11 protein-coding genes and 1 pseudogene are annotated in these 15,996 nt (G+C 53.6%); 7 read left to right on the top strand and 5 right to left on the bottom strand.

Features of this window, described 5'->3' with window-relative positions; genetic code table 11:
• The first annotated feature begins 13 nt into the window (after nucleotides 1-13).
• The gene (locus ACL2XO_RS24700; RefSeq protein WP_413741762.1) at nucleotides 14-712 is read left to right on the top strand and encodes a hypothetical protein; all 699 of its coding nucleotides are present in this window, start codon (nucleotides 14-16) and stop codon (nucleotides 710-712) included.
• A gap of 106 nt (nucleotides 713-818) precedes the next feature.
• Here ACL2XO_RS24700 and ACL2XO_RS24695 read toward each other — a convergent pair.
• Nucleotides 819-1,336: pseudogene (locus tag ACL2XO_RS24695) on the bottom strand (DmsC/YnfH family molybdoenzyme membrane anchor subunit).
• 468 nt (nucleotides 1,337-1,804) lie between these two features.
• On the opposite strand from ACL2XO_RS24695, the gene ACL2XO_RS24690 reads away from it, so the two are divergent.
• The gene (locus ACL2XO_RS24690) at nucleotides 1,805-3,130 is read left to right on the top strand and encodes a hypothetical protein (RefSeq protein WP_413741761.1); all 1,326 of its coding nucleotides are present in this window, start codon (nucleotides 1,805-1,807) and stop codon (nucleotides 3,128-3,130) included.
• Nucleotides 3,131-3,631: 501 nt separating this feature from the next.
• Here the strand turns inward: ACL2XO_RS24690 and ACL2XO_RS24685 are convergent.
• Genes ACL2XO_RS24685 through ACL2XO_RS24675 form a run of 3 tightly spaced genes read right to left on the bottom strand, consistent with a single transcriptional unit; the run spans nucleotide 3,632 to nucleotide 7,574 of the window.
• The gene (locus ACL2XO_RS24685) at nucleotides 3,632-4,492 is read right to left on the bottom strand and encodes a DmsC/YnfH family molybdoenzyme membrane anchor subunit (RefSeq protein WP_413741760.1); all 861 of its coding nucleotides are present in this window, start codon (nucleotides 4,490-4,492) and stop codon (nucleotides 3,632-3,634) included.
• Between the two features lies 1 nt (nucleotide 4,493).
• Nucleotides 4,494-5,111 (bottom strand): DMSO/selenate family reductase complex B subunit, encoded by a 618-nt coding sequence (locus tag ACL2XO_RS24680; RefSeq protein WP_413741759.1) that lies wholly within the window; start codon nucleotides 5,109-5,111, stop codon nucleotides 4,494-4,496.
• A gap of 9 nt (nucleotides 5,112-5,120) precedes the next feature.
• Nucleotides 5,121-7,574 carry a DmsA/YnfE/YnfF family dimethyl sulfoxide reductase gene (locus tag ACL2XO_RS24675; protein WP_413741758.1) on the bottom strand — a complete coding sequence of 818 codons (2,454 nt, stop codon included), beginning with the start codon at nucleotides 7,572-7,574 and terminating at the stop codon, nucleotides 5,121-5,123.
• Nucleotides 7,575-7,947: 373 nt separating this feature from the next.
• On the opposite strand from ACL2XO_RS24675, the gene umuC reads away from it, so the two are divergent.
• Complete coding sequence (gene umuC / locus ACL2XO_RS24670) at nucleotides 7,948-9,213, top strand: translesion error-prone DNA polymerase V subunit UmuC (protein WP_413741757.1); 1,266 nt, start codon at nucleotides 7,948-7,950, stop codon at nucleotides 9,211-9,213.
• 222 nt (nucleotides 9,214-9,435) lie between these two features.
• Nucleotides 9,436-10,677, top strand: a complete 1,242-nt coding sequence (locus ACL2XO_RS24665; protein WP_413741756.1) for an anaerobic sulfatase maturase — start codon at nucleotides 9,436-9,438, stop codon at nucleotides 10,675-10,677.
• Here ACL2XO_RS24665 and ACL2XO_RS24660 read toward each other — a convergent pair.
• On the bottom strand, nucleotides 10,634-11,728 hold the full coding sequence (locus tag ACL2XO_RS24660; RefSeq protein ID WP_413725745.1) for a DNA alkylation repair protein: 1,095 nt from the start codon (nucleotides 11,726-11,728) through the stop codon (nucleotides 10,634-10,636). The two genes, ACL2XO_RS24665 and ACL2XO_RS24660, sit on opposite strands and share 44 nt — an antisense overlap.
• Nucleotides 11,729-12,323: 595 nt before the next feature.
• Between ACL2XO_RS24660 and ACL2XO_RS24655 the strand changes: the two genes are divergently transcribed.
• Genes ACL2XO_RS24655 through ACL2XO_RS24645 form a run of 3 tightly spaced genes read left to right on the top strand, consistent with a single transcriptional unit; the run spans nucleotide 12,324 to nucleotide 15,360 of the window.
• Nucleotides 12,324-13,088, top strand: a complete 765-nt coding sequence (locus ACL2XO_RS24655) for an endonuclease/exonuclease/phosphatase family protein (protein ID WP_413725744.1) — start codon at nucleotides 12,324-12,326, stop codon at nucleotides 13,086-13,088.
• Nucleotides 13,085-14,329 (top strand): cardiolipin synthase ClsB, encoded by a 1,245-nt coding sequence (clsB, locus tag ACL2XO_RS24650; protein ID WP_203520905.1) that lies wholly within the window; start codon nucleotides 13,085-13,087, stop codon nucleotides 14,327-14,329. Before ACL2XO_RS24655 ends, clsB begins: the two co-directional genes overlap by 4 nt.
• Nucleotides 14,326-15,360 carry a lysylphosphatidylglycerol synthase domain-containing protein gene (locus ACL2XO_RS24645; RefSeq protein ID WP_413741755.1) on the top strand — a complete coding sequence of 345 codons (1,035 nt, stop codon included), beginning with the start codon at nucleotides 14,326-14,328 and terminating at the stop codon, nucleotides 15,358-15,360. The genes clsB and ACL2XO_RS24645 overlap by 4 nt, the downstream gene beginning before the upstream one ends.
• The last annotated feature ends 636 nt before the right edge of the window (nucleotides 15,361-15,996 follow it).

Below are 15,996 nucleotides of genomic sequence, written 5' to 3'. Positions count from 1 at the left end.
AGTTAACGGTGATGTGATTGCCAATAGCGGTGATGTTTATATAGCGGAAAATATAGGTAAAATAGAATCGGTGAAAAATTATGGGGCGGGAAACACCGATAATCTTAATAATTTGGAAGAAATCATCAAAAAATCCGTAAATTGCAAGGGCGATCTTGTCGCTAACACAGGCGACGTCATTAAATCCAAAATAATAGGCGATATAACTTCGACGAGACATTATCATTCCGACGATATTAATTTAGATGAACGTTTTGAACGTTTGAATAAGATTTTGGAAAATGCCGATGGCATTCAGGGAGATATAATCGCCAATAACGGTGATTCTATTAAGGCGGATACGATTGGCCTATTAAATCTGACTTCCACTTTTTTTTCGAGCGGATCGACATTTACGAGCCGTCATGACAAAAATAAAATCAAGACCCCTGGGAATCCAGCAAATAAAGACATTGCCCGTTCTGCTGGTGCAAACTCCACTCAAGGATCATCAAACAATGCCGGGGTCAGACCGGGTCCCTCAACCGGAACGACTAACGTTTTCGGCGGAGAGAGTTCTTTCATAAGGACAGAGAAAGTAACTGGCACCATTTCCAGTTGTGAAAATATAAATGGTTTGAAGTCCCATGACGTTCATAGAGTTCCGCGGACGGGGATCATAATGAGCTCTAAGGGCACTGTCGAAACTTATAACCACGGAAAACCGGTGTAATAGCTCTTTTATAACGCTGCTTGAAACACACCACCCGGCTTGGGGAAATCTCCCGCGGGCCGGGTTTGTTTTATGCCCGCGCCAACCCCTGTCCCAACGGCGCGCATCAGTTGGCAATCGCCATGCTCACCGTCATATGCCTTCCGTAAAATACCGCCCGGCCGATGAGCTCGCCGCCGATAATCAGCACCAGTCCCAGCGCCAGCCCAGCAGCGGTCCGCCGGTAAATACCGTCAGCACGAAACCAAGAGGGGTATAAACGGTATCCCAGGTGGGCACGGTATCTATCATATAGACCCGGCCCATGGCATATATCATATAGACCCGGCCCATGGCATATAAAAACAGCGAGCCGGCGGCGATCTCGTTGGACAGCAGCGAGGCGCCGATGCGGTTTAATGAATTCAAGGCCCGCAGCGGCGAACCCAGATGCATCATGGAGGCAAGGAATCCCAGCCCCATCAATAGCCATAAAAAGAACATCGACAGATGCACTTTGCGGGCGCCCGCCGCCGTCAGGTTACCCGCCAACAGCACCATGGCCATGATCAGGTAACCGCCAATCACGCACTGGCCCGCCACGGTGAAAAACATCAGCGGCCACTCCGACCATCCGTTACCCATATTAAACCTCCTTAGGATTGGCAAGATAACCGGTGGTATCACCCAGCGGATGGCCGTTTTATTTTTACCGCCTGTTCAAATCCATTACCGCACTGACGCCTAGGGCCTATGCTTCAGCCGGCCGTGGCCGGCGCCGCCAACCAGCTGGAGGTGGCCATCCCCTTACATCTGGTGGTGCGCAGCGGCGGTGCGCTGTCCGGCTAGCGCTGGAGGATTGAACGCAAGCGGTTTCTGATTGAAAAGGAGACTAAAATAGCAAAATCGTAGATAAGGTTATTTCAGCGAAGGCGAAAATTTATTATGCTCGCTGGTACGTATTTTATCCGCAATGGTACGCTTCATAACTCACGTTTAGAATAAAGTTGTTAAGCGTTCGTTTAATTAATTCTTATTATAATCAACGCTCAGTTTATAGTGCTTTTTTTGTTAAAGGCATATGATCACATCAAGTTTTAAGAGAATAATATTATGAATATTTCAAGCCCCTCATTATCCTCAATCATAGCTACCGGCAGTAATTGTCCAACAAGTAATAATATGCGTGGTGGTATTCAAAAGATAGCGGAAAGATTGTCTTCTGATATTTTTTCGAATGGAAATGATATTAATTTGATAAGCTGTTTTACTAATGAGGGAGACAATACAATAACAATCGATAGTCAGCAAGGTCGTATATCAATAGAAAACGGTGAAATGAATGCCAATGTTAAATCAACCACTGGAAACGTCGAGATAAAGGGAGCGAATTTAAAAGCGATAAGTACTGAACAAGGCGCTGTTGAGCTGTCCGAAAATGCAAAAGTTGCCGCCATAGAAACTAAGAAAGAGACCGGTTCTATCAAGGTGTACGATAGTGAAGTTGAAAATAGTATTACTACTACTCAAGGATTTGTTGAGCTAATCAGCGGTTCGAAAGCAAAAAGCATTAAAACCACATGCGGAAGCGGTATCGTCATAGTCACCGGAAGTGAAGTTATTGATGATGTCCGAACTATCGGCGGGAAGGTCCGACTCTTTGGAAAATCAACGGTGGGCACGATTGCTACCTTATGTAGGGGTGCCGATGTCTTAGTGGAATACAGTTCTGTTAAAAATGAAATTAAAACCGACGGTGGCTCCGTTAAACTTGAAAGTGACGCAAAAGTAAAAAAAATTAAGACCAATCAACAATCCGGGTCAGTCACATTGGATAATTCTGATGCTGAAGAAATTGAAACAACAAGCGGAAATATTTTCATTAAAGGTTCTACCTGCTATATGCCGGAAAAATTGATAACGGACTCCGGTGAAATCACAGTCGAAAGAATTAAAACCGACAAAAACACATGCATTGAGCAAAAAACAGGTAAAACAGTTTTTAAAAATACTGTTCATAAAGCAAAGATTACAACGAATAGCAAAAATACGGTTATTGATGAAAAATCAAGCTTGAACCATCTCCATTGGGTTATACCTGAAAAGCCTTGTGAGAAAAATAATCCCACAACAAGTCATGAAATCCCTAAGAAAAGGTTTGCTGGTTCAATCACCTTTGGTAATAGTTATACAAATTGCAGGGCCAAATCAATTGTGGATAACACTCAGATCTTTTTTGGTCCACAGCCCGATAAATACCAGATTGATGTTTCCAACTCTGTTAATATAGAAAAAAATATTTTTGAAATCTTTCTTTACGGGAAGATTTCGACACTAACGGTGGATAATTCGGCTAACCCGGATGCTAAATTACAGTTGGTCACTAAAGGTACCGGCAGTGTGGATTATATAGATAATATTATCGAGGTGGTTTCATAATTCCAAAAACGTTGTTTTGCTGGTAATAAAAGATCAGAAATAAAAAGGAAAGCGAGAGAAAAAGGCTTTAAGAATATCAATTTAGGTATTTTTAGAGCTCATTGCAATAGAAGAGATGGAGTAAAACAATATGCAAATTTCAGGAAATTCACAGCCAGGCACCAGTCCAGCCACTGCGAATCAATGCGCTCATTCATCCGGTACAGATGTATTAGAAAATTCATTAAAAATTAAAATCTGAATGAAATTTTAAACCTAGCCGAAAATGTTAAAGGCAATGTATATGCTAATGTCGGTGACGTTCTCATTGCGGATACAATAACAGGGTCCTTAACCCTAAGTTACAGTTCTGTTGCAAGCCGCGCCGAATCCCAGAAAAAAGTGAAACAATAAATTTTTCATGGCAAATCTGATGGGTTAGAAAACCGGTCGCCTAAGCCGGCAGGTTCCACAGTTAGCGCAATAAGACCAACGGCCAGCCTGAAGCATGGAGATCATGCATCAGCTGGCAATCGCCATGCCCACCGTCATATGCAAGCCGTAGAATACCGCCCGGCCGATGAGCTCGCCGCCGATAATCAGCACCAGTCCCAGCGCCAGCCCGGCTACAGGCGGCGTTTTGCCGCGGGCCACCGGCCAAAGCCAGCAGGCCAGTCCCAGTACCAGCAGCAACACCCTTCCCGCCATCAGCAGGCCGTAATCGGGGACCATTGCCGAGGCCTGCTGTACCGAACTGTGGATAGCGGCCAGACCGGCGGCCTGCATCATTACCGCCGCCACGCTTATCATCACCGCGATAACGCTTACCCAGGGCAGGTAGCGCCAGCCCGGACCGCTGATGCCCGCGCCCTGCAATAGCAGGCAGCCCAGCAGCGGTCCGCCGATAAATACCGTCAGCACGAAACCAAGAGGGGTATAAACAGTATCCCAGGTGGGCACGGTATCTATCATATAGACCCGGCCCATGGCATATAAAAACAGCAGGCCGGACAGGGCGGTGATCACCAGCCATATGCTACCCGCCATCCGGGGCATGCGATTAAGCACAGCTATCAGCCAGTAGATGCCTCCTAGAGCGAAAAACAGCGAGCCGGCGGCGATCTCGTTGGACAGCGGCGAGGCGCCGATGCGGTTTAATGAATTCAAGGCCCGCAGCGGCGAACCCAGATGCATCATGGAGGCGAGGAATCCCAGCCCCATCAATAGCCATAAAAAGAACATCGACAGATGCACTTTGCGGGCGCCCGCCGCCGTCAGGTTACCCGCCAACAGCACCATGGCCATGATCAGGTAACCGCCAATCACACACTGGGCCGCCACGGTGAAAAACATCAGCGGCCACTCCGACCATCCGTTACCCATATTAAACCTCCTTAGGATTGGCAAGATAACCGGTGTTATCACCCAGCGGCCGGCTGCCGGCGTTGGGCTTGATAACCAGATTGGGCTGGGTAAACATCGGGTCGGGCAGCGGCGCCACCGCGGCCAGATCGCCGTATTTGTCGCGCAAGTCGCCGATGGGCGCCAAATCAAGCGCCCGCAACGGGCAGGATTCCACGCAAACGGGTTTTTGCCCCACCGCCACCCGTTCATGGCAGCCGTCGCATTTAGTCATATGGCCTTTCTCGGCGTTGAACTGCGGCGCGCCGTAAGGACAGGCCATATGGCAGTAGCGGCAGCCGATACAGATATCTTCGTTCACCACCACGAAGCCGTCGTCGCCTTTATGCATGGCGCCGCTGGGACACACCTTGACGCAGGCGGGATCTTCGCAGTGGTTGCAGGCAATGGAAAGATAATAGGCAAAAACATCCTGATGATAACCGTAGCCGTCTTGCTGCCAACTGCCGCCGGCATATTCATAGACGCGGCGAAAGCTGACATCGGGGCCCAGATTTTTGTAATCCTTGCAGGCGAGCTCACAGGTTTTGCACCCGGTACACCGGCTTGAATCAATATAAAAACCGTATTGCGTACTCATCGGCTACTCCTAAACCTTCTCTATCTCAATCAGGTTGGTATGCTGCGGGTTACCCTTGGCCAGCGGCGACGGGCGCTGGGTAGTGAGGGTATTGATGCAGCCGCCGTGATCAATCTTGTCCCCCGCCATATCGGCCTGGTGCCAAGCCCCCTGTCCGATGGCGGTGACGCCCGGCAGGATGCGCGGCGTGACCTTGGCGAAGATCCGGATTTCACCCCGGTCGTTAAATACTCGCACCCGATCGCCGTTATTGATATTTCGGGTTTGCGCGTCCAGCGGGTTGATCCAGACTTCCTGTGGACAGGCCGCCTGCAATACGTCGATGTTGCCGTAAGTAGAGTGAGTGCGCGCCTTATAGTGGAATCCGGCCAGCTGCAGCGGGAAACGTGAGCGCAGCGGATCGTTCCAGCCTTCGAAGGTGCTGGCATACACGGGCAGCGGGCTGATGACTTCGTCCGCTTTCAGTTCCCATGTGGCGGCGATGGCGGCCAGGGCGGTGGAATAAATTTCGATTTTGCCGGTAGGGGTCTTTAGCGGATGGGCCTGGGGGTCCTGGCGGAAATCCCTGTAGGCGACAAAATGTCCGTCCGGGTCACGGCGTTTATAAATCCCCTGGGCCTTCAACTGATCGTAAGAGGGCAGCAGGGGATCTTTCGCCAGCATCTTGCCGTAGAGAAACTGCAGCCATTCGGACTGGCTGCGCCCTTCGGTAAACTTCTGTTCGATGTCCGGCCCCAGCCGCTGCGCGATTCCTTTGGTTATCTCATAGATGGAGCGCCGTTCGAATTTCGGCGTGGTGGAGGGCTGGCCGAAGATCAAATACCCCATATTGCCGGCATAGTCATTGGGCACGATATCTTCCTGTTCGGTGGTCATCATGTCCGGCAGCAGGATATCGGCATACTTCGCCGAAGAGGTCATAAAGTTTTCGATAACCACAATCATCTCGCAGTCCTGCTCGTTTTGCAGAATCTTGTGGGTACGGTTGATATCGGAGTGCTGGTTCACCAGGGTATTGCCGGCATAGTTCCAGATAAACTTAATGGGCACATCCAGCTTGGCCTTGCCTTTGACGCCGTCCTTCAGGGCGGTCATTTCCTTGCCGCGATAGATGGCGTCGGTCCACATGAATACCGGGATCTGGGTTTTAACCGGGTTTTTCAGCACCGGCATACGTTCGATGGTAATGGTGTAGGTGGATTCACGGGCGCCGCTGTTGCCGCCGTTGATACCCACATTGCCGGTGAGGATCGGCAGCATGGCGATGGCGCGCGCCGTCTGTTCGCCGTTGGCCTGCCGCTGGGGTCCCCATCCCTGGCAAATATAGGCCGGTTTGGCGCCGCCGATTTCACGAGCCAGCTTGATTATCTGATCCCGCGGGATGCCGGTGATTTTTTCCGCCCAGAACGGCGTTTTGGCGGTCTTATCGTCCCCTTGGCCTAAGATATAGGCTTTATAGTGGCCGTTGGCCGGTGCGCCGGCGGGCAGGGTTTTTTCGTCGTAACCGACGCAATAGGTATCGAGAAACGCCTGATCCACCAAATTCTCGGTAATCAACACCCAGGCGAGGGCCGAGACCAGCGCCGCGTCGGTGCCGGGGCGGATGGGAATCCATTGGTCCTCCCGCCCGGCGGCGGTATCGGTATAACGCGGGTCGATAACAATCATGCGGGCGTTGGAGCGTTCACGGGCCTGCTCCAGATGGTAAGTGATGCCGGCGCCGCTCATGCGGGTTTCCGCCGGGTTATTGCCGAACATCACCACCAGCTTGGTATTGACGATGTCCGAGGTGCTGTTGCCGTCGTTGCTACCGTAGGTGTAAGGCATGGCGGCGCTGATCTGCGCCGTGCTGTAAGTGCCGTATTGCTGCAGGGAACCGCCGTAGCAGTTCATCAGCCGGGTCACCAGCGAGCCAGACGGGGAGGAGCGGGTAAAGTTGCCGCCGGTGATGCCCGATGAATAATGGATATACACCGCTTCGTTGCCGTAGTCTTTGACGATGCGTTTGAGATTATCGGCAATGGTATCCAGCGCCTCGTCCCAGCTGATGCGAACAAATTTGCCTTCACCACGCTTACCCACCCGTTTCATCGGATATTTAAGCCGGTCGGGATGGTTCATCCGGCGGCGTATGGATCGGCCGCGCAGGCAGGCGCGCACCTGATGATCGCCATAAATATCCTGACCGGTGTTATCCGTCTCAACCCAGTAGACTTCGTTATCGCGGGTATGCAGACGCAGCGCGCAGCGGCTGCCGCAGTTCACCGAGCACATGCTCCAGACCGTCTTATCGTCTGCCCCGGCCGCCGGGATCGGGGCCATGGCGCTACGGGCGAATGTGAAGGGTAACTGCAGCGCGCTGCTGGCGATAAGCAGTCCTCCCGCCGCCATGCCGCCTTTCACCAGGCTGCGCCGGCTGATGCCCGACTCGGCCAGGGCGGTTAAAAGAAAGTTTTCCTTCATCTGCCATCCCCCGATATATTTTTATCATCCTGTCTGCCGGCGGCACGGATATACATAGTGTGCTTATGGTTCTTTGATGAATTACTTTTATGATGATGAATGAAAAATAATCAGCGAATATTGTTCTCGGACAATTTTGTTATAAAAACCCCGTTTTTTAAAAAGCAAAAAATATGATCCGTTAGGTAATTTATTATATAACGGTGCGATAAATGAGATGATTTATAAAGGCGGCACAGCCTTAACCCGAAAGCGATAACTGAATATTTCCTGTTAACAACGGGTTGGCTGTTTACCGGGGGAGGGTGGCTTCACAAGGCGAAGCGCATGCCGCTATACTGTATTTAATTACAGTATTCAGGCGAGCGCATCCATGTATGCCCTGGTAGACATCAATTCCTTTTACGCATCCTGCGAGACGGTATTCCGGCCGGAGCTGCGGGACCGGCCCGTCGTGGTGCTCAGTAATAACGACGGCTGTGTGATTGCCCGTTCGGCGGCGGCCAAACGGTTGGGCATCAATATGGCCGAGCCCTATTTCAAAATCCGCGAGCATCTTGCCCGCCACGGCGTGGCGGTCTTTTCCAGTAACTATGCCCTATATGCCGACATGTCCCAGCGTGTGATGACCCTCCTTGAGGAGATGGCGCCGGCGGTGGAAATCTACAGTATCGATGAAGCTTTCCTCGACCTCACCGGCGTCAGCGCGTGCGCCTCTTTGGAACAGTTCGGACGCGAGGTGCGGCAAACCCTGCTGCAGTGTACCAAGCTCACCTCCGGGGTGGGCATCGCCCCTAGCAAGACCCTGGCCAAACTGGCGAATCATGCGGCCAAGAAGTGGCGTAAGACCGGTGGGGTGGTGGACCTCTCCTCACCCCTGCGCCAACGCAGGTTAATGGCGCTGATGCCGGTGGAAGATGTGTGGGGCGTCGGGCGGCGCATGGGTAAAAAACTGCGGGCCATGGGCATTTGCACCGCGCTGCAGCTGGCGGATTCCCCGCCGGCGTTTATCAGGAAAAATTTCAGCGTGGTATTGGAGCGCACCGTCAGGGAACTGTGCGGCGAATCTTGCCTGGCGGTGGAGGAGGTGCCGGCGGTTAAGCAGCAGATTATCAGCAGCCGCAGCTTCAGTTCCCGTATTAGCCGCTATCAGGACATGCGCGAGGCGGTATGTGATTATGCCGGCCGGGCGGCGGAAAAATTGCGCGACGAGAAACAATATTGCCGGCAGGTATCGGTATTTATCCGCACCAGCCCCCATGCGCAGGGGGAGCTCTTTTACGGTAATCAAGCCACCGGCCTGATTACCATTCCCACCAATGATACCCGGGATATCATCGCCCAGGCGGTTCAATGCCTGGAGAGTATCTGGCTGGAGGATCAGCGCTATTTGAAAGCGGGCGTCGTGCTGGGGGATTTTTTTGATCAGGGGGTGGCGCAGCTCGGCTTATTTGATGAATACAAGCCGAGGGTAAACAGCGGGTCATTAATGAAGACGCTGGATAAACTGAATCGCGGCGGCGAAAACAGAATCTATTTCGCCGGCCAGGGCATCCGGCGGCAGTGGCAAATGAAACGGGAAATGCTGTCGCCGGCCTATACCACCCGATTAAAGGATTTGCTCCGGGTGTCGGTGTGATCGGCGGACGCCTTGGCAATGCCCCATGGCGCGGGGAAGTCATGCGTCGGACGGCATCAGGAATTCAACGCCTGCATAGATCGCAAAATGATGGTTTAGGCATATTTATTATTAGGGTTTGGCAACAAACAATGTCATACATTTTGCCCATACCTTGCTGTCGACAATTTGGATGTTAGCTATTACATCACCCCGCGCCGGCAAGACTTACCCGGAGAGCTTATGCAGCGTCCTTTTCATTTGATGGCCAAGCCCGCCAGCTATCAATGCAATTTAACCTGTGATTACTGTTTTTACCTTGAGAAAGAGCAGGGCGCCTTGAAAACCCAACGGCCACGGCGACACATGGACGATGAGGTGCTGACGTCCTACATCCGCCAGTATATCCAGTGCAGCCCCGGCGGGGAGGTGGAGTTTTCCTGGCAGGGCGGCGAGCCGACCCTGGCGGGTCTGGACTTTTACCAGCGGGTACTGGCCTTGCAGCGGCACTTTGCCGACGGCAAAGTCATACATAACAGTATCCAGACCAACGGCGTATTGATAAATGAGCAATGGGCGCGCTTTCTGGCGGAGAATGGGTTCCTGTTGGGCATCTCGGTGGACGGTCCGGCGCCCCTGCATGATAGGTATCGTAAGACCGCGGCGGGGAAATCAGTGTTTGACCGGGTTATCAATGCCATTTCGCTGCTGCAGAAATACCGGGTTGATTTTAATATCCTGACGGTGGTGAACAGCGCTACCGCCGAGGCTCCGCTGGAAATCTACCTGTTTTTGACCCGGGAACTGGGCGCGCGGTTTGTCCAGTTTATTCCGGTGGTGGAGCAAAGGTCCGCGTCGCGTCCCAGCGGGGAGTTGATTTATCCCCAGGCCTTGGGAGACCACGGGCTGACTCCATGGTCGGTGAGCGGCGAGCAGTACGGCCGGTTTATCAACGCTGTTTTTGATTATTGGGTCAGGCACGATGTGGGCCGGGTGTATGTCCAGCTGTTTGATAACGCCCTGGCGGCCTGGACCGGTGAAAAGCCAAGCCTGTGCATCATGCAGCCCACCTGCGGCCATGGGCTGGTGGTGGAACAGAACGGCGATCTCTACAGCTGTGACCATTACGTCTATCCCGAGCATCGCCTGGGCAATATCAAGCGGGACCGGCTCGAAGAGGTGGTCTACGGCAAACAGCAAAAACGTTTCGGCATGCAAAAAGCCTCACTTCCCCCGGATTGCCAACGTTGTGAATACCGGTTCGCTTGCCGCGGCGGCTGCCCGAAACACCGGATTCATCAAGTGGATAACCATTGGCATAACCATCTGTGCGCCGGCTATAAAGCCATCTTCAGCCATATGGATCCCTACATGCGCTACATGGCCCGCCAGATTCAGCTGCGGCAGCCACCGGCCAATGTGATGGCGGCGGCGGCAACCATCAGCGGATCGCAAATGCCCCGCGCGCCAGGCACTCGCCGTTGATAAAAATTTCCACCACATGTTTACCGGCGTAATGCGTCCGGGTGGTGAAATTCCGGATTGTCTGGCTGCGGGTTATGGCTACCGTTTCATTAGGGGCCAGGGTCAAGGTCTTGAGCTTGAACACCTTGGCTGAGGTGGCGCCGGATTTTTTGACATAATGAACGGTATAGTCGATAACCAGCCGCTGCGGAAGGGCCGAGGTAGAACGCAGGCTGAAAGCCAGGACTACCGGTTCCCCCAGCGCCAGCGCCGCCGGAGTGACCGTGAAGGCTTCAACGCTGACCTGTGCCGCGCTGCCGGCCCCTACCAGACCCAATGCGCGGCGATCTCCCTGCTTGATCAGGGTGCGTAAGGCATGGCGGGCAATCCAGGCACTGGCGGGATCCTCCAGCGGCCAGCCCGCCAGGAGATCCATGACCCATTCCGGATGATCCTTGGTGATATCATTAAGGTGATTTGCCACGGACTTTCGCACGTATAGGCTGGGATCGGCGCGCAGGTTGTTCAGTATCCCGCGTACCGGCGAGGGATCGGCCCGCAGCGCTTCCAGACGAAAGGACCAGGGTAACCGCGGGCGGCTGCCTTCGCTGGCCAGCCGCCGGACGTGCTCGTTTTCATCCCGGGACCAGATTTCCAGCAGCGCCAGCCCGTGGGACATATCCTGGCGCAGGAAATGCCGCACCGCGAATTCCGACGAGCCGAAGGAGGTAAAAAAACGCAGCGCCTCCATAGACAGCTCATAGTCCTCCAGCCCGTACATGGCCACGTATTCCGGTAAAATCAACGTGACGAAGCCCCTGTCCAGACGGGGAGCGAGACGGCGCAAAATCTCCAGCGCCGCGGGGAATTCCGCCGGCAGGCCGTCGTGAAGACAAGCACTGACCCGGCGCAGCCGCGCCATCAGCGACAGTTCGTCCAGTCCGGCGGCGGCGGCGGACAAAAAACGCGCCTTGGGAAAATCCCCGTAAACGGACTCGGTTTGCGCGGCGATAAACTCCAGCCGCTGATGGTTGAAAATCTCTTTCAGCGCCGGGGCGCTTTGTTCGGACATTCCCTCTCTCCATCCGATGGCTGCGATACAGCAGGCTAATGAAAATTACCTCTAGCCGCAAGGGCGAAGAACCCGCCGGCCGCCCGCCGCGGAAGGCCGTCGTAACGCCGATGGGTTAACGTGGATGTCATAACGTATCCAAAGGTAACAAAACGTAATCTTGAATCAATTTTTATAACTTTTTTATTTGTTGCGCGTCAGCGCCGCCGTGGCCGGAATGAGGGCCGCCATGGGGGTAAAAGTCAGGATTATTAATCAGATAAACCGGAACCGTCACGGGCGGCCACTGGCACGGCCACTCACTCGCCGGGGGATCGCCATTGGCGGAGTTGCCCCTGGATGGCTACGATAATAAGCATGATCATAAATTTCAATAAAATGAGGAAACCGCACCATGACGGTTTCCATCAATTTTGCGGCCCGATTTCACGGCATAAGCCGTCGAACTCCGCACCGTAATATTCGCGGTTCAAACCAACCTTGTATTTTTCGCCTGCCGTCATCGGAAGCGGCGGGCTTTTGCCAAAGGATAACCCAGGGGTTTTGCACCATGCTTCGAACGAACCTTCACGTAGAGAAAAAAGAAACAGTGAGCATGACGACATCAGCGGAGCAGGGATTCTCCTTCAAGGTATTAACCATCAATACCCACAAAGGCTTTGCCGCGTTTAACCGGCGTTTCATCCTGCCGGAGCTGCGCGAAGCGGTACGTACCGTCGATCCCGATATCGTTTTTTTACAGGAGGTATTGGGAACCCATGAAAAACATTCGCGGCGGTTTGAAAATTGGCCGGTGGTGCCGCAATACGAATTTCTGGCCGATACCCTGTGGGCCGATTTTGCCTATGGCCGCAACGCGGTCTATCCCGACGGCGATCACGGCAACGCCCTGCTTTCCCGCTTTCCCATCGCCAGCTACCATAACCTGGATCTCTCGGTTGAGGGCACCGAGAAGCGCGGTATGCTGCATTGTATCCTCCAGGTGCCGGGCCGGGATATGCCGCTGCACATGATGTGCGTGCATTTAGGATTAAGGGAGCGGCATCGTCGTGCGCAGATGCTTCTCATAAGCAAACATATCGCCACCCTGCCCGAGGGCGCGCCGCTGGTGCTGGCAGGCGATTTCAACGACTGGCGCCAACAGGCCAATGCCCTGCTCGGCCGGGAGGCCGGTCTGGAAGAGGTGTTCACCAAAGCCTACGGCCGCCCGGCCAAGACATTTCCCGCCCGTTTTCCGGTATTGCGCCTGGATCGCATCTATGTCCGCAATGCCCGCATCAGCCGGCCCACCTCCCTGGCCAATCAGCCCTGGTCGCATCTGTCCGATCATGCCCCGTTGGCGGTGGAGATTTCGTTATGAATATGGAATGGCGTGACGGCAATAAAATCTCCCTGCTGGAAAACGGCGAGGAATTCTTCCCTCGGCTTTATGACCGGATAGGCCGGGCGGAAACGGAAGTGCTGCTGGAGACCTTTATCCTGTTCGAGGATAAGGTCGGCTTAGCACTGCAAGAGAATCTCATTGCCGCGGCGCGGCGCGGCGTTAAGGTGGAAGTCATGGTGGACGGTTACGGTTCGGCCAATCTTTCCGAGGGATATATCGCCGCCTTGACCACCGCCGGGGTTCGTTTCCGCTTTTTTGATCCCCGCCCGGCCTTTATGGGGATGCGCACCAATATGTTCCGCCGCCTGCACCGTAAAACGGTCGTCGTGGACGGACGCATTGCCTTTATCGGCGGTATTAACTTCTCCGCCGAGCATTACAGCGATTACGGCCCGCAGGCGAAACAGGATTATGCGGTAGAGCTGGAGGGGCCGGTGGTGGCGGATATTCACCGTTATACCCTGGAAACGCTGTACAGCGAGGCCCGGCAGCGCAACTGGTGGGGCCGACGCTCGAAACTGCCGGCCTATAACCGTCAGCCCGGCGATGCCCAGGCGCTGTTCGTCTATCGTGATAACGACGAACACGATACCGATATCGAGCGGCATTATCTCGATATGCTGCGCACCGCCAAGCAGGATGTGATCATCGCCAATGCCTATTTTTTCCCCGGCTACCGGCTGCTCAAGGAGATGCGTAACGCGGCGCGGCGGGGCGTACGGGTGAAATTGATCGTGCAGGGGGAGCCGGACATGCCCATCGTAAAGGTGGGGGCGCGGATGCTTTATAACTATCTGGTGCCGGAGGGGGTAATGATATATGAATATCTCCGCCGTCCGCTGCACGGCAAAGTCGCCGTCAAGGACGACTATTGGGCCACCGTAGGATCCAGTAATCTCGATCCCCTGAGCCTGTCGCTGAACCTTGAAGCTAACGTGATGATTCACGACAGTCAGTTCAACCATACGCTGCGTAATAAACTCGATCGGTTAATCGCCGAGGACTGCCAGCTTATCGATGAGAGCCAGGTGCCGAAACAGACCTACTGGCATCTGGCGAAAAGCGTTTTGGTGTTCCATTTTTTACGGCATTTTCCGGCCTGGATCGGCTGGCTGCCGGCCCATACGCCGAAATTATCCCTGGTGCCGCCGCCGGTGCAGCCGGAAATTGAAACCCAGGACCGCGCCGAACCTGAAAACGAGGGCGCCAAGCCATGAAGCATGACGACTCTTCCCGCCGCCATGGGAGGCAGCCGAAACAAAAGCACGGGCGCTGGCCCGTAATAAAAAAAATGCTGACGGCGCTGTTTTTTATCGCCGTGGCGGTGTTGCTGGTGGTGTATGCGCGCAAGGTGGACTGGGGCGATGTCGCGCAGGCCATTACCCATTACAGCCGGCGATCGGTACTGATTGTGACGGGGCTGGTGGTGGTCAGCTATCTGCTGTACGGCATTTACGATCTCATCGGCCGCGCTTACTGCGGCCACAAACTGGCGGTGTCGCAGGTCATGCTGGTTTCTTTTATCTGTTATGCCTTTACGCTGACCCTGAGCACCTGGGTCGGCGGCATCGGCATGCGCTACCGGCTCTATTCCCGTCTCGGGCTGTCCAACAGCGCCATCACCCGCATATTCAGCCTGAGCCTCGCCACCAACTGGCTGGGGTATATTCTGTTGGCCGGCGTGGTCTGCGCCTTCGGCGTGATAAAGCTGCCGGGAAAATGGGATATCAGCGATATAGCGCTGCGACTCATCGGCATCGGCTTATTGCTGTTTATCGCCGCTTATCTGTGGTGCTGCGCCTTTGCCAAACACCGCCGCTGGACCGTCAGGGGCCAGAAGCTGGTGCTGCCGTCGCTGCGCATGGCCGGCATGCAATTGCTAGTGTCTTGTACCAACTGGATGGTGATGGCGGCCATTATCTATGTCCTGCTGAATAATAAAGCGGATTTCCCGCTGGTGCTCGGCGTATTGCTGGTAAGCAGCATTGCCGGGGTGATTGTGCATATTCCGGCGGGCATCGGGGTGCTGGAAGCGGTATTTGTCGCCATGCTCGGCGGCGAGCATCTTAGTCACGGCACCATTATCGCCGCCCTGCTGGCCTATCGCGCCATCTATTTTATCGCGCCGTTATTGCTGGCGATTGTGCTCTATTTCGGCTTGGAGAGCCGCGCCGATGCGCTGCGGGCGAAAACACCCTCACGGGACAAGAACGTGGGTCCCGATATAGCAGAGGACGGAGAATCCTAGACCGGTAAGGTTTTGAAAAGAACCGGTCCTATGAGGCTGGAGGAAAGAGTTCAAACCGGGCAGCGACGGCAAGGAAAACAATTTAAGCCTGCTGCCACATATGGATAAATGAATATTATCGGCGGGTATCGGAATTTATACACTGGCATAAAAAACTGCGCCGCCAAACTCCGGGGAAACACACAGGCGGTTGGGGCGCAGCTCTCAAGGCAGCTTTTAAAAAATCGGATTAATAATGGCGATGGTATCCGCCGCCGTCATGGCCGCCATGGCCCCGGCCCCACGGTCCACCCCAAATGCAGCCGCTTAAAGCAACGCTGAGCATAATAATCCCGAGGTAAGTTAAAATACGACGCATTGGCAAGCTCCAGTTAATTTATCATTACATACGCTGTAATGATTAACCTTAATGAATAATAGGTCAATGAGACTAACCGTAAAAATAGTTACTACAAATGTATCAAATTACGATTAATGACGGGAAAGGAAGTTCTTGAGGATAGAATAAACATACTCGCTATTTAGAAATAAGAAAAGGCTTAATTTAAATATTTATTTGTTTTTTCGGATTAGTCTATTTTAGCGGAATATTTCTGAAAAACACAGGCCGGAACGGCATAAAAAAAGCGTTTGCCA

It is taken from the genome of Sodalis sp. RH15 (assembly GCF_047324255.1).
In the GTDB taxonomy this organism is placed as follows: domain Bacteria; phylum Pseudomonadota; class Gammaproteobacteria; order Enterobacterales; family Enterobacteriaceae; genus Acerihabitans; species Acerihabitans ligni.
This window is presented reverse-complemented; position numbering and strand designations above follow the sequence as displayed.

Bases quoted from the DNA above. Each gene is read 5' to 3' on its own strand.
- ACL2XO_RS24680 (WP_413741759.1), bottom strand. From the start codon at position 5,111: ATGAGTACGCAATACGGTTTTTATATTGATTCAAGCCGGTGTACCGGG.
- umuC (WP_413741757.1), top strand. From the start codon at position 7,948: ATGTATGCCCTGGTAGACATCAATTCCTTTTACGCATCCTGCGAGACG.
- clsB (WP_203520905.1), top strand. From the start codon at position 13,085: ATGAATATGGAATGGCGTGACGGCAATAAAATCTCCCTGCTGGAAAAC.
- ACL2XO_RS24690 (WP_413741761.1), top strand. From the start codon at position 1,805: ATGAATATTTCAAGCCCCTCATTATCCTCAATCATAGCTACCGGCAGT.
- ACL2XO_RS24665 (WP_413741756.1), top strand. From the start codon at position 9,436: ATGCAGCGTCCTTTTCATTTGATGGCCAAGCCCGCCAGCTATCAATGC.
- ACL2XO_RS24645 (WP_413741755.1), top strand. From the start codon at position 14,326: ATGAAGCATGACGACTCTTCCCGCCGCCATGGGAGGCAGCCGAAACAA.
- ACL2XO_RS24685 (WP_413741760.1), bottom strand. From the start codon at position 4,492: ATGGGTAACGGATGGTCGGAGTGGCCGCTGATGTTTTTCACCGTGGCG.
- ACL2XO_RS24660 (WP_413725745.1), bottom strand. From the start codon at position 11,728: ATGTCCGAACAAAGCGCCCCGGCGCTGAAAGAGATTTTCAACCATCAG.
- ACL2XO_RS24655 (WP_413725744.1), top strand. From the start codon at position 12,324: ATGACGACATCAGCGGAGCAGGGATTCTCCTTCAAGGTATTAACCATC.
- ACL2XO_RS24675 (WP_413741758.1), bottom strand. From the start codon at position 7,574: ATGAAGGAAAACTTTCTTTTAACCGCCCTGGCCGAGTCGGGCATCAGC.